Origin of the sequence: Adhaeribacter terrigena (assembly GCF_016623615.1) — a bacterium.
Lineage (GTDB): Bacteria > Bacteroidota > Bacteroidia > Cytophagales > Hymenobacteraceae > Adhaeribacter_A > Adhaeribacter_A terrigena.
The window spans coordinates 453,891-467,612 of the sequence record NZ_JAEHFX010000001.1 but is presented as its reverse complement, the minus strand read 5'-3'; the positions used below and the strand labels follow the sequence as shown (position 1 = coordinate 467,612).

General features: G+C 36.2%; 12 protein-coding genes. All 12 read right to left on the bottom strand.

The window, feature by feature from the left end; translation table 11 throughout:
- Positions 1-166: 166 nt before the first annotated feature.
- A complete protein-coding gene (locus I5M27_RS01905) occupies positions 167-1,222 on the bottom strand; it encodes a glycosyltransferase (RefSeq protein ID WP_200504335.1) in 1,056 nt (351 codons plus the stop codon).
- A 270-nt stretch (positions 1,223-1,492) separates the two neighbouring features.
- Positions 1,493-2,230, bottom strand: coding sequence for a glycosyltransferase (locus I5M27_RS01900; protein ID WP_200504334.1), 738 nt, complete (start codon positions 2,228-2,230; stop codon positions 1,493-1,495).
- Positions 2,231-2,707: 477 nt separating this feature from the next.
- Positions 2,708-3,820 (bottom strand): N-acetyl sugar amidotransferase, encoded by a 1,113-nt coding sequence (locus I5M27_RS01895; protein ID WP_262896438.1) that lies wholly within the window; start codon positions 3,818-3,820, stop codon positions 2,708-2,710.
- A 25-nt stretch (positions 3,821-3,845) separates the two neighbouring features.
- On the bottom strand, positions 3,846-4,598 hold the full coding sequence (locus I5M27_RS01890) for a HisA/HisF-related TIM barrel protein (RefSeq protein WP_200504332.1): 753 nt from the start codon (positions 4,596-4,598) through the stop codon (positions 3,846-3,848).
- Positions 4,598-5,203: an imidazole glycerol phosphate synthase subunit HisH gene (gene hisH, locus I5M27_RS01885; protein ID WP_200504331.1), complete on the bottom strand. Its 606-nt coding sequence runs from the start codon at positions 5,201-5,203 to the stop codon at positions 4,598-4,600. The genes I5M27_RS01890 and hisH overlap by 1 nt, the downstream gene beginning before the upstream one ends.
- A gap of 448 nt (positions 5,204-5,651) precedes the next feature.
- Entirely contained in the window at positions 5,652-7,508 is a 1,857-nt protein-coding gene (gene asnB, locus I5M27_RS01880) for an asparagine synthase (glutamine-hydrolyzing) (RefSeq protein WP_200504330.1), read from the bottom strand.
- Between the two features lie 45 nt (positions 7,509-7,553).
- Positions 7,554-9,056 carry a hypothetical protein gene (locus I5M27_RS01875; protein WP_200504329.1) on the bottom strand — a complete coding sequence of 501 codons (1,503 nt, stop codon included), beginning with the start codon at positions 9,054-9,056 and terminating at the stop codon, positions 7,554-7,556.
- A complete protein-coding gene (locus tag I5M27_RS01870) occupies positions 9,049-10,479 on the bottom strand; it encodes a lipopolysaccharide biosynthesis protein (protein ID WP_200504328.1) in 1,431 nt (476 codons plus the stop codon). Before I5M27_RS01870 ends, I5M27_RS01875 begins: the two co-directional genes overlap by 8 nt.
- Positions 10,480-10,568: 89 nt before the next feature.
- Positions 10,569-11,309 (bottom strand): oxidoreductase, encoded by a 741-nt coding sequence (locus I5M27_RS01865; protein WP_200504327.1) that lies wholly within the window; start codon positions 11,307-11,309, stop codon positions 10,569-10,571.
- Complete coding sequence (locus tag I5M27_RS01860) at positions 11,302-12,228, bottom strand: Gfo/Idh/MocA family protein (protein WP_200504326.1); 927 nt, start codon at positions 12,226-12,228, stop codon at positions 11,302-11,304. The genes I5M27_RS01865 and I5M27_RS01860 overlap by 8 nt, the downstream gene beginning before the upstream one ends.
- A complete protein-coding gene (locus I5M27_RS01855; protein WP_200504325.1) occupies positions 12,222-13,016 on the bottom strand; it encodes an SDR family oxidoreductase in 795 nt (264 codons plus the stop codon). Before I5M27_RS01855 ends, I5M27_RS01860 begins: the two co-directional genes overlap by 7 nt.
- Positions 12,991-13,716: an acylneuraminate cytidylyltransferase family protein gene (locus I5M27_RS01850; protein ID WP_200504324.1), complete on the bottom strand. Its 726-nt coding sequence runs from the start codon at positions 13,714-13,716 to the stop codon at positions 12,991-12,993. The genes I5M27_RS01855 and I5M27_RS01850 overlap by 26 nt, the downstream gene beginning before the upstream one ends.
- Between the last annotated feature and the right edge of the window lie 6 nt (positions 13,717-13,722).

The following is a 13,722-nucleotide window of genomic DNA, read 5'->3' as shown; positions in this document are numbered from 1 at the left end:
TGTATTATCTAGTAAATACTAATCTCTTTTACTCCTCTTTCTACAAAAATAAAAAAGGAATGAATAAATAATTTAAAAATCTAAGCAAGGCAACAAAGGTACACTTTTTAAATTAAAGACTTATCTATACAGAAACGTTGCTAAAACCTGGTATACCCATAAGACGTCAGGAACGATAGATTTCAAGGAGTTGGTTCATATAACTCTCCGCGGAAAATTGCCTGGAGCGCACAACTGCTTTTTGCGCAAGATCGGCCAAAATGGAACGGTTTTGATAAACTTTACCTATCTGGGCTACAAGAGCGTCAAGATCATCATACTTGTAATACAGCGCGCTATCTGCAGCAGTTTCTTTCAGCATAGGTATATCATTCAGAATCGATGGCAGGCCCGTTTGCATAGCTTCCAGAACCGAGAGAGGCATTCCCTCATGATGCGAAGTCATAAGAAAGAGATCATATTGGCCAAGTATTCCGGAATCCATCGAAACTTTCCCTTTAAGATTTACCTTCGCTCCGGTCTCGGCAATTAAATTTTCAAGAAATCCGCGAAGTATTCCATCCCCATAAATGTCCAGGGTAATATCCGCTTCCATTAAGTTAGCCAAAGCCCTGATAGCTATTTCATGATTCTTTATTTCGTGAAGATTACCTACCATCACGATCCGTAAAGGCTTTTGGGAATTTAATTTATAAGAAGGTTTAAACTTTACCGATGCAAAATTTGGAAGCACTTTGAAGTTTTTCTTAATTCCTACTTTACTGGCAATATTTTCCCTTACAGCATCAGATACATAAATTGTAAAGTATTGTTCCTTGTAAGTAAATTTATCAATTGGCAATTCGTATTTAGCATAAGTTACCATTTCAGGGTCATAAAAAACACTATGGTAAGTTGTAACCAATTTTACCCCTTTAGGCAGCGCTAATCTTGCAAGTAACGTGGAATGTATCAGGTGAGAATGAACAACTTCAATATTATTCCTTTTTATAATATCCCGTAATTGAATGATGGCTTTTGGGAGTTTGGTTAACCTGAAATTGAGGTTTATCAGCTTAACGTTGTCCGGGAGCTGCTTTTCCAGTTCACCAGACCTATACATTACCGCCACATACTGCTCAAAGTCCGGAAATGATTTATTAATCATTTCTACGGTATTTAAAACAAGGGTCTCAGCACCGCCTCGCTCCAGCGTATCAACAATGTGAAGTAATCTACCCATAAATATTAATTACCTGAGTATGAGAAGCGTTTAGAAATAATAGAAATTTAAATGTAATCTATACAAAGTGTTTACCAAACTATTCAGCCCGCTTCATCAATAAATGCACTTCAGGCGTAAGTTCACGTAAGCTATCAGTTACCGTTTATTAAAATAATTTTGGAAAAACCTGTTTTGACTTTTCAGTTAAAACCGATACTGTTTTAGTGCATTTACCTTAAACCCAAAGAACTGTTCTTTTGAAGCATTATTACTTTTAAAGTACTGTATTTAACTAGCTAAATTATTATGTACCTCTAACAAGTACTCCATAAACCGCTTTGGATTATGATTTTCAAGAATAAAATTTCTGTTTTGAACATTTGGCACTCTGTTTTGCAAAAGCTGATTGATCGCATCTGACAACTGCTCAGGATCCTTACCTTTAAGCAATACATTGCCAAGGTCTTCTATTACCATTTTTGATGTATCGCCATTATCGATGCTAATTATACTATTGCAAAAGATCATGGCTTCCATTAAGGACTGAGAAGGGTAATTGTCAAAATCCTGTAAGCTAAGAAAAATCTTCGACTTAGATAGCACTTCAGGAAGATCTTTATAATTGGCAAAAGCAATCAACTCTTTACCAAATTCTGAATTCACTCTTTTTAACTTTTCGTCCAGCTCCGCGAACTGTTCACCTTTACCGAAAAAAATCAGTTTTAAATCATCAGGGAAATTATTGTTTTTAATGAAATGGTAAAATCCTTCTAATGCTAGCAGAGGATTCTTCTGAGGTATTAACGATCCACAAAAGATTATCCAGTTATTTCTGACCGGATTCAGATAAACACTTTCATCAACATGGTTCAGCTCTGAAAAATAAGGAAAACTACACCGTGACACAAACTGCTTACACGGGAAAAAGTGCAGGTCGTGTGTAGGATTTAAAATATCTACATTTTTTGCCTCTGTTAATATTTTTGTCCATCTTCTTCTATTCCAATCACTTCCATAGGCAGCCATTTCTATGCTGTTGGAAGCAAATGTGATACAATAAGGGATACCAAAAAAGTTGAAGACCCTGATCAGATAAAGTACATCTATTACCGAGGTAGAAACATGAACAGATGTGCATTTATTTTTTTTATATAAGTAACATATATAGAGCGGATAAAATAAACGACTTGTTATTTTATACAAAAAATTGTATCGCACAGATAAAATCTCAGTTCTGGAATCATCTTTCCCTTTAAAAAAATGATCCCAGATCAGGTCATTTGTAAGAAAAGTAAATTTCCTGGCAAAGCCATTATTTAGAATATAGGTGTATAAACCAACATATCTGTTAGTAAAACCACTGATATACCGGTCAATAAACTGAGAAGTAATTAATAAGATGTTCTGCGGTTTTCCCACCACGCTTATAGGATAAAAAACTTAGATTGAAGCCTGTGTTGAATAGATTACAGGCTCGTATTTCGACAAATACAAAGGCGGCTATCAGGCTTTAAATAGTGAGCTGATCTTATTTTTAATCCGTCCTAAGTTGCCACGTTTATACTGGTCGGTAGGGTATTCATAATGACTTTTATTAGGCAGTTTCATCAGCTGCTGAAATTCCTCTTGACTTATGTTTAGTTTTTTGGGAACATACTCAAGATCATGTTTCAGAATTTCAGGATCTAAGGGTGGTTTCTCTAATTCTTTAAGCGCTTCTTCTCTTGTAATTTGGCCAGCGGCTATCAAAGTTGACAAATGTGCCTTTCTTTTATCAATTCCAAATTTTTGTGGCAATATATATCCCTGATAGAAACGCGTAATTATAGATTCGTAATGTTTTCCGCCATAGTCTCGCCAGCCTAGTTCTTTCATTATCCGCTTTTTAACTTCTTCCTTATTATATTCAACATAGTTTAGAATATCAAAAGATTTTATTCCTTTAACTTTGGTATAATAAAAGAAGTCTTCATAGCTCAATAAAGGAAAGCTCTTAAGCGGTAATTTCCCGAATTGTTTGTGAATAGCTTTGATATTTACAGAATCTGTATTCTTTTCGCTGTAATGCCATGTGCCTGGCAAAATACCTTCTGTAGAAGCATTCAGGCCAGTAATAATAGTTTTTATATTATACTTGGCAGCATACTTATAGGTAGTTGCATAGATTGCATGATCTGACGGTACCTCAAAATCAAGTACTGACGCTTTTAAGTAGGCTAATTGAATATCCCGGAACTCCTCCCAATCAAGAACATTTGTTACATAATCAAAGCCAGTAATCTGGGCAAGATTTTCAATGTTTCCTACAGACTGTTCAGAGTTCCACCCATTGTCCACATGAAAAATCAGCATTCTTAGTCCTTGCTCTTTGGCAAGCAAGGCAGCGTAAGTAGAATCTACACCACCGCTTACTCCCAGAATACCATCGTATTTGCTTCCTTTGCCCCGAGTCTTTATTTCCTGAATATTCTTGTGAAGCAGTTCTTTTTTCTTTTCAGGTGAAATTAATTGGGTATTTTTAAACTTTTCGCTATACGATTTGCAATGATTACATTGTCCGTTCTCATCAAAAACAATTGAAGGATCGGTTGTATCCATTACACAAACACTACACATTTTATATTCCTGGTTAGCCATTTTGCTATAATATTATATTTTCTCGCTTTGGGAAGTTAATTAATACTCCCATTCCTTTTTTTTGATACACCGCCATGCTTCCGATAGCTGCTGCATCTGCATTTAATTCATAAAGCACCTTCCGAATATCTTCGATTGTACCTGCTCCCCCTGAAGCGATAAGTGGCACTTTGATTAAAGAGTGTATATTCTGAATTAACTTCGCGTCAAATCCTTTCCAGCTTCCTTCATTATCCACTGAAGTCAGCATTATTTCGCCTACCTTCAATTCATTCTGAACAAATAATATGAGTTCTTCTATGCTTTTATTAACTTTTGTGCCCACATGCGAATGGACTCCATACCCCTTAAAAAGCCCTTTCTTCACGTCGATTGATGCAACTACTGCCTGTGAGCCATACACATCAACAACTTTCTTTACTTCGTTAGGATTAGTGAATAAAAGCGAATTAACTATTACCTTTTCTACTCCGGCATGAAATAATTTTTTACAATCATCAAAAGTAGTAATTCCACCTCCATAAGCAAAAGGCATAAAACACTCAGAAGTAAATTGTGATATCTTAGCAATATCTGGTGAGCGCTTTTGTTTAGTAGCGAATATATCTAAGAACACCAGCTCATCAACTTCCTTATCGTTAAAAATCTTTATTGCATTAATCGGATCGCCTATATACTGAGGGTTCTTGAAATTTACTGTTTTAACCAGATACTTTCCATCGTAGAGCAGGCACGGTATTAATCTTTTAATAACCATTATAACAAGGAGAAATTTTTAAATAATTGCATTCCAAACCGATGGCTTTTCTCAGGATGGAACTGGGCGCCAAAAACATTAGAATTTTGGACTGCAGCATCGAAAGTTATTCCATGGGTTGCTTTTAATATTGAATTTTCTTCATTCTCTACTTTAACAAAATAAGAATGAACAAAGTAGAATCTAAAATCCTTGTCAAAATTTCCGGTAAGAGGGTTATCACGATTATGGATTACATAATTCCAGCCCATATGCGGTATTTTTATTCCAAGATTATCTGGAAACTTATGAGTATAAGCTGGTACCCATCCTAAACCCGGCAAGGTACCTTCATCACTTCCCTTAGTTAAAAGCTGCATACCCAAACAAATACCTAGAACCGGTATGCGTTCTTCCAGTACTTTATGATCCAGAATTTCCCGTAACTCCGTATCTGTAAGTTTCTCCATGGCTGCATCAAAAGCCCCAACCCCTGGCAACAATATTTTCTCCGCACGCTCTATTTCAGCAAGGTTACTGGTTATTATTGCATCCACATTGACCTTTTTCATCATATTGGCTACAGAACCAAGATTTCCGAGGCCATAATCGATTATAGTAATCATATAATTCTCTACTTACAACTAAAGTTACGACAAAGATAAAGAATCCAGTACCTTATTCTGGAAATAGTAATCAGAAAAAAAGCCACCTCTTAAATAACGAATACTTAAGAACTATCTTTTCTTTACTAACCTATTTGCTTATAATTTACCCAAAGGACCTAATTACCGGCAATAACTGTGCTAAAACTCTATTCTTATCTCGTCAAAAACTCTGCTGACAGTCATTCTAATTATACCTCAGTTTATCCAGAATATTGCTCTGACTATTCATTCGTGACGTAAGTCCTCATTACCCCAGCTTGGAATATTTATATTAACAGCAATAAATTAAAATCGGTATGGGTTTATGCCCAAAAACTCACAGCGCCATTTCCTTAATATAAAAACAGCCCATTTAACCGATTAATGAAAATAAATTTATTCGAAGGTACTTTCCATTAAAATATTACTAATAAACACTCACCTGGGTAGCTTTTGCCCAAGCATGCAATGAAAGTATCCTGAAAAATATACTGTTGTATCCTGACTTCCCTTCACTATATTTATCAAATTCGGTAAGTACCTGAGGATCTAATATATCTTTGAAATAATTGACCGCTGCTTCCAGTTTGCTTTTTATTTCCTTACTATTCTTCCGCATCCAGATATCATCTGAGGAAGCAAATCCCAGCTTAGTTTTACGGTTATAGATTTTCTCCGGCAGAATGTCCTTTAAACCTTGTCTGATAGGGTTTTTATCCAGCCCGTAGTAGTAATATACATCTTCAGGCAGGCCCATCATGGCCTCTACAAGCTCATGATCTAAGAAAGGAACGCGTGATTCAATTGAGAATAACATCGCGTTTCTATCCTCAGAATGCAGCTGATAAGGAATGCTAATCTCCTTGATACTTAAAAGAGACAGGTCTTTGATATTTTCAATGTTTCGATAGCCTTTATAAGTAATTGCCTCTGACCCTTTATACTTTTCCACCCATTCTTTCCTTAACCAAGGCGTGAATTTAAATTCTATTTCTCTGTTCTTGGAAACAAAAACCTTCAAAATATCCAGGTAAATATTTTTGGCAGACAATCCTCTGTTGGCAGCCCGTTCTTTTACAGTTCTGGCTAAATCAAGGAATTTGCCTTTCTTAATCAGACCAATACATCTGAAAATAAAGAAATTGTGATACCCAGCCAGATATTCATCAGAACCTTGACCATCCAACATTACGATCAGATTATTCTTCCGGGCAGCTTCGAACACTGCATATTCAGAAAAATGGCTACCTGTACCAATTGGTTGATCCTGATGCCAGCATATCTTTTCTAAAATACTATCCGCATAAAGGGTATTTAAATCGGGAAAGGTCAGCACTTCTTCAGCGTGGCAGGCGTCAACAACTGCTTTGGAAAATTCTCTTTCGTCGTATTGCGCCTCTTCATTGCAGGAAGTAACCGTATATATAGGAACCTTTTCTCCTAAGATCTTTCGCGACATAGTCACGATCGAAGAGCTGTCCAGTCCTCCTGAAAGACAAGCACCAAGTTTCACATCAGATCTTAAATGAATCCTAACTGCCTCTTCAAACTTTTCCCGGAAAATTTTAAAAGCTTCTTCAGGAGTCACTTTCGGTTTTTCAACCGTTTTCTCAAGGAAATACCATTGGTAAATATTGTATTTCTGCTGCTTCAAATCATAAATCAAATTATGGCCTGGTTGTAAAGCAAAAACACCTTCATAAAAAGTGTACTTGTTATGATTAAGCGCCCCATGCAACAAAAATTCATAAACTATTGGAGGAAACATTACTGCTTCAAAATCACTAATAACAGTAAATTGTTTTATTTCAGATCCGGCTAAGAATTTTGTTGGCGTTTGCGTATAGTATAAAGGCTTAATTCCAAAACGGTCTCGGCTTATGAAAACGCGCTCATTTTTTCGGTCGTAAATACTGAAAGCCCACATTCCACGCAAATGATGCACGCAGTTTTCACCCCATTTGTCATAAGATTTAAGAAGAACTTCCGTATCTGATTCAGAAACAAATGTATAACCGTACTGCTTCAGTTCATCTCGAAGCTCTATATAGTTATAAATTTCACCGTTAAATACTATAACATAATGATCAAACATCATTGGTTGCTTTCCACATTCCGAAAGATCCAAAATTGCCAGCCTCCGATGTCCCATTGCTACGTTACCTTCAATAAAGGTACCACTACCATCCGGACCACGATGTTCAACCATGTCCGTCATGGCGCGGATTTCTTCTTCTTTAATTGTAGTAATATTATTATTTATAAGAAGTGCTATACCACACATTTTAATAATCTTAGAATATTAAGAAATAATTATATTTAAATAAAATCAATTTAATAAATCGGCGATTTGCTTTTCAGCATTCTCTTTAAATCCTTCTGCATATAACTCAGAGCTGGAACTTTTTAGTTCATTTAACCAATTTTGGTAAAAATCAGCATCACTAATAACAGCATTTAAGGTTAGTATTAGTTCATTTATAGCCTGATAACTGATGACTTTTATAGAATTCTTAAGTAGTAAACTACTAGTTCCTAAATAATAATGTACTCCTTGGTTATATCCTCTAGTAGTTAAGCTAATTGCTGGAATTCCTAAATTAATTGCCTCAATTAAACTTGTAGAATTAAAGCCTAAAACGACTTTAGAGTGTGCTATCAGTTTATAAATATCTTCAGCAGGATACGATATACTTACCCATTCTTTATTCTGTTCAGCAAATTCCTCATATTGCTTTACGAAGTTGTCTGGTTCAATTGGATGAATTTTAATTTTTAAGTTAAAAACGTGAGGTCTCTCAACTTTTAATTTATTTAATAATTCCATAGCCTCCTCAAAAAAGGGCCATTGAGTTGGAAATAGTATTATAGTTGAATCTGCATTTGAGCGTTTAAAATTATCTTTAAACGAGTTTATTCTATGATTTCCTAGTACCCTTACTTCCTTTTCTTCCCAAAAACCTTTCTCTAGCATCAACTTTTTAAATTGAATCCCCCATACTCCTATCTCAGTAGGGATTACCATCTTTTGTTTATATGGTAAAAGATTTGGAGAGTACTGATACATCCCATCAAAAGGATCCACAACACCATGCTGAATATCTATGCTTGAAATATTCAAATCAATAGCAGCGCCAAAGACTCCAGACCCAATCTTTTCTGAAGAAATTATAATTTTGGGCTTTAATAAGGAGAACAAAGCCTTACATAATTTATAATCTGTATAAAAATTTATCAATATTTGCTCAATGAATTGGCAATCTATTTGAATCTTAACATTAGACTTATTAAAAAAATCATTAAGGAGGCCTTCTAACTTTTGACTATCTCTTTTGATTTTTCTTTTTGAGATGAATAATCTAAGTAAAATTGACAAAGAAAATAGCCCATCTATGTTCAGGTCAGTTTTTACAGTCGATGGTCCCTGTACTTTTTCTCCGACAGTGTATTCTATATTTAAGTAAGTGTGTAGAACACCCTCGGTTACATATGGGTCAGTGATGAAATTGAAATGCTCTCCTTTATTATTTTTTGTTTTTTTATTAATTGTAGAATTAAAAAGTATAACTATTTTTTTTCTACCTATACATTTAAGTAAAACTAAGAATAGGTTTATTAAAAAGCCTAAAATGGATTTTAATTTTGTAACAACTGAATTGTTAGATTTTGAACTGCCACTATTACTTTCACTCGTTTGTTCAAACGGAAAAAAAAAGATTGAAGGTTTAGCAATAGACCAGATTAGAAATTTATTAATTTGTAATTTTCCTATGGCTTCCGTATTCTCTGATTCAAATTTATAAAGAAGCTTACCAAGTTGTGCTCTATCCATTATTTGAATCTAAGTGGAACTCAAAGTAAATTTTCCTTATGTAATAAAAAATAAAAATCAATGAGGCACAAGAAATTATAGCCTTCTGCCAAATTGCAATATCTTTAACATAATAACTAAGAAAAGTAGCAAATATAATTGCCAGAAGCCAAACAATAGGATAATGCGGTAAATTATCCATCTCTCGGTATTCTTTCAATGTAAAGCCAGCAAATCCTATAATCATTAAGGAAATAAACGTAGTAATCGCCGCAGCCATAATACCATAGCTACCTAAAAAAATCAGGTTCAACAAAACATTAATGATGCCTGCCCCAAAAGAAATTCTCCAAATGACATCGGTTTTTTCAAAAGTGCTTAATTTATTGATTGCGGCCCAATACATTGGCCTATAACAATACCCCATAAGAATTATAGTACCAATACCGTATGCGGAAGCCAAGTCTTTATTCTTAATTAATATCTGGAAAACTTCTTTCAGCCAAATTGCCCCATTAAACCCAGCAGTTAGAAAAAGCGCCATTAAAATAAATGTAAGCTGTCTTGCAAGCTGTAAATCACTTTTCTTCTTACTAATATACAGCTTAACATACTGGGGACCAATTGCCATTCCAGCTGCCTCACCAATCATTTCAAAAGCACCGCCAAATCTGTATGCAATATTAAATAATCCTACTTGTTTTAAATCTATTTTATACCAATCCATCACTACCCTATCAGAGGAGTTTAAGAGATAAGAAGAGTAATTATGAGGTATCATAGGCAGGGATACCCTTAGATACTTTTTAATAAAGTTTTTACGGTATTTAACAATAGGAAATAATTTATTTTTTATAAATACTGGATATAAGTAAATTAAAAACAATGTTAATGAAGTTGCAAATGTGCTATAAAACCATCCAAGGTAACCCATTTTCAGATCCACAATACAGTAGTACATTACAATCATCCCTATAACTCCTGAAAATATTCCAACAGTTGCGATGATAATTGGTCTTTCACTAAATCTAAAATAATAATTTGCTATATTGTTAGCAGTATCAAAAACGACTCCGGGTAATAAGGTTAAAACTAAAATTTCATAAATATTTTGAAACTCACTTTTAGGAACAGCTATTAATATTAAAGTAATGTAAATCAGGGAAAACAAAATACTCCATAATATTAAATGACCATATAACGCCCGCCAGATAAGTGGCCACCTCTTTGGATGCTTAAAATACGAATTAACAAATGAAATATTGAACCCCAAATCCCGTAGAGGGCCAATAAAAGATATGTAAGCTAATATAACTCCATAAATACCATAGTCTGAAGCGGAGAGATGAGGAGTAATAAATGGCAGCATCAATAATGATACTATCTGCAAGCTTATTGAGGGAAGTGCATAAAGTGCAGAATGAAAAAAAATTTTTTTTAACATTTTAAAAACTTCTCATCCTTTTGCTAGAGCAATTATTAACAGCATTTTCCAACACAGGATTATATTGAATTAAAGAAATAATATATAAATTAAATTGCTGTCCAGCCTCCGTCCACTATCAGGTTATGCCCGGTAATATAGGCGGCTTCATCCGTTAACAGAAAAACCAGCGCCGGAGCAATATCTTCGGGCTTTCCTAAGCGTCTTAAAGGTACTTTGGCTGAATAATTTCTCACAAAACTTTCAGGCTGGTTATCGAAGATACCACCCGGAGAAAGACAATTTACCCGGATGCCATTTGGTCCATAATATGAAGCCAGATAGCGGCTGAAGTTAACTATTGCCCCTTTAATTGCAGAATAGGCAGCCGGCGTTGTCATTTCAGTGCCATCATAGATCGTAAAATCCGGACCAACAATGCCGTAAATAGATGCAATATTAACAATTGCTCCAAAACCTTGTTTTTCCATGAACTTAGTTGCTACCTGACAGCATAAAAAGTAACCGTTCAGGTGCATATCTACGTTTTGCTTCCAGGATTCGGCCGGAATTTTTTCAAATTTCACCCCCCAGTCTTTAGTTCTAGGATAAGCGTTATTTACCAAGCCATCTACTCTGCCATATTTATGGACGATCGCTTCAAAAAGCTCCTCAATAGAACCGGCTTCAGTGATGTTACAATAGTATTCTTTCTGATCTAAGTCTTTGGAAGCATTCACGTCGGCATTGATTGCAATACCACCAGCCTGTTCAATGGTTTTCCGGAAAAGAGAACCTAAAAGCCCGCTCCCACCCGTTACAATGATTACTTTATCTTTTAAACTAAACATGAACTTCGCTAACTTTAACCTCTCTGTTTTCTTTCAATGAAATATTAAAAGCAATGATCGTTTTCATAATAGACAGTGTCAGCTCCGGATCAATAGAAGGCTTTCTTTCTCTTATCATTTTGAAAAAATGAAAAAGAGTACGACGGAAGGCACTGAAATTATTATTCAGTTCAGCAGTAAATCTTCCGGTGGTACCAAAAAAATCTATCTGAAACGTTTTCACAACTTCGCCCAAGGCATCGATCTGGATGATGGAATCATCGGAATTAAAAAGAACCGCACTTTTGTGATTAGATTTGATAGCCAGAACCCGGTCAACTTTAAAAGGAACACAGCTGAAAATGCCATCCAGCATATGGACTCCGTATTTTTCAAAGTCATTCAATACAGCTCCTCTTACCAGCTTTATTTCGCCTAACCATTCGTTTACGTTTCTTACCGGGTCCAGTTCCTGGGCATATCGCATGCCCGCGCAGCTCATTAAATGGCCGCTTTCCAAATATGGCTTAAAGAACCTGAGTTCTTCCAGATCTATGCTTAGAGGTTTATCTACAAAAACAAAAAGTCCGGCTTCCAGAAAAGGGCGCGCCATTTTATAATGGTTTCCGTAGTCATCGCGGGCAATTATTACGGCATCCACTTCACCAATAAAGTCTTCGTATGCAGAAACAATATTGGGTATATTGGCTGCAGCAGCGATCTTCTTGCTTTCTTCCGGATCCTGGGTCCAGACGTGGGTTACTTTAACGCCTGGGAAAGTGAAATCCGAATCATCGCGCAGCCGAACGTAGCTATAAATACCATCCCAACCAGAATTTTTTAGACCAGAATCGTTATAACCATTAATTATACATGAAAATGAATAAGGGTGACCATTACCCTTACTCAACCCAATAATTCCAACTTTGATTTCTACCATACTGCCCAGCCCCCGTCAACGCAAATATTCTGTCCGGTCATGTATTTAGAAGCATCTGTGCATAATAATGCCACAGCACCTTTCAGGTCATCCGGCGTTCCAACCCGGCCTACAATATTTTTATCGCTCAGCTTTTGAATGAACTCCGGGTTATCTACTCCGGTTTGCGGGAAAGGGAACGGACCCGGACTAATAGCATTAACCCGGATGGAGTGCTCAGTCAGGAAACTTGAAAGATATTTGGTTAGCTGAATTACTCCAGCCTTGGCAGCGCCATAGCTTGGCGGGTTAGCCAGTTTCGCACCATCATACAGGCGGTAGTCCGGGGATACATGCCCATACATAGAGGCAATGTTCAGAATTACGCCTTTTGATTTTATCAGGTAAGGAGTAGTTTCTTTAATGGTGTAAAAAACCCCGTTAAGGCATACGTTAATATCGTATTGCCAGTCTTCGTAAGAAATGGATTCAAACGTATTCTTATTGCCGGACCAGGCATCATTCACCAGAATATCAATACTGCCAAATTCATTTTCGATCTGGCTCAAGGCCGCCTTTATGGAATCGATACTGGTAATATCCATTCCAATCCCAATAGCTTTTACGCCGAAATTCTCGGTAATTACTCGGGCATAATCCTTACATTTAGTTTCATCCCGGGAGGCAATAACCAGGTTCGCGCCGAGCTCGGCCAAAGTTTCACAGATAGCCTTCCCCAGGTATCCTGCGCCACCGGTAACAAATGCAGTTTTGCCTTTTAAATTAAAAAGCTCCTGTAATCTTTTCATTCTCAATATATTTTAAAACTTGTTCTGCAATTAAAAGATCTAACTCTTCATCGATATCTACAGCCTTACTTTTCGAAATAATAGGCAACACTCTGCCAAGAAGGATTGAAATGGCCTCCGGGTTCTGGTTCAAGATATAGGTTGTAAAAGCATAGACCTGCCCGGTTAATTCATAGCCTTTTGGTTGAGCCTGTCTTGGCATGAAGGGTGAAGCACTTTCAATAAAGGGAGCAACTTTGCCATCTTCAATGCGCCAAAGCCGGTTAGGAGATACGGCTGTTTCCTTAAAAGTAGCTACCGAGTCCGCTTCATTGTTAATCAATTTCCGGATAGCAAGATCGATTTCTTCAACACTTTTGATCGGTGAAGTACATTCAAGAAGAACAATAATATCGGGTACAAAGCCCTGCAATTCACTCTCCTTAATAGTATACCTGATTGCATCTATTACTAAAGCTTTGTCGCCGGCCAGGGATTCTGGGCGCTTGATAACTTCTGCCCCTAAACCTATACTTGCCTCAGCAATTTTATCGTCGTCGGTAGAAACTACAATCTTATTAATTAATTCAGACTCAAGAGCTGCATCAATGGAATACTGAATTAATGGCTTTCCATTCAATAGTCGCAGATTTTTCCCAGGAATTCCTTTAGAACCTCCCCTTGCCGGTATAATTGCTAAAACATTTCTATTCTGTTTCATTTCAAG

Coding starts and splice junctions, on each gene's coding strand:
- I5M27_RS01905 (WP_200504335.1), bottom strand. CDS start 1,222: ATGGGTAGATTACTTCACATTGTTGATACGCTGGAGCGAGGCGGTGCT.
- I5M27_RS01900 (WP_200504334.1), bottom strand. CDS start 2,230: ATGGCTGCCTATGGAAGTGATTGGAATAGAAGAAGATGGACAAAAATA.
- I5M27_RS01895 (WP_262896438.1), bottom strand. CDS start 3,820: ATGTGTAGTGTTTGTGTAATGGATACAACCGATCCTTCAATTGTTTTT.
- I5M27_RS01890 (WP_200504332.1), bottom strand. CDS start 4,598: ATGGTTATTAAAAGATTAATACCGTGCCTGCTCTACGATGGAAAGTAT.
- hisH (WP_200504331.1), bottom strand. CDS start 5,203: ATGATTACTATAATCGATTATGGCCTCGGAAATCTTGGTTCTGTAGCC.
- asnB (WP_200504330.1), bottom strand. CDS start 7,508: ATGTGTGGTATAGCACTTCTTATAAATAATAATATTACTACAATTAAA.
- I5M27_RS01875 (WP_200504329.1), bottom strand. CDS start 9,056: ATGGATAGAGCACAACTTGGTAAGCTTCTTTATAAATTTGAATCAGAG.
- I5M27_RS01870 (WP_200504328.1), bottom strand. CDS start 10,479: ATGTTAAAAAAAATTTTTTTTCATTCTGCACTTTATGCACTTCCCTCA.
- I5M27_RS01865 (WP_200504327.1), bottom strand. CDS start 11,309: ATGTTTAGTTTAAAAGATAAAGTAATCATTGTAACGGGTGGGAGCGGG.
- I5M27_RS01860 (WP_200504326.1), bottom strand. CDS start 12,228: ATGGTAGAAATCAAAGTTGGAATTATTGGGTTGAGTAAGGGTAATGGT.
- I5M27_RS01855 (WP_200504325.1), bottom strand. CDS start 13,016: ATGAAAAGATTACAGGAGCTTTTTAATTTAAAAGGCAAAACTGCATTT.
- I5M27_RS01850 (WP_200504324.1), bottom strand. CDS start 13,716: ATGAAACAGAATAGAAATGTTTTAGCAATTATACCGGCAAGGGGAGGT.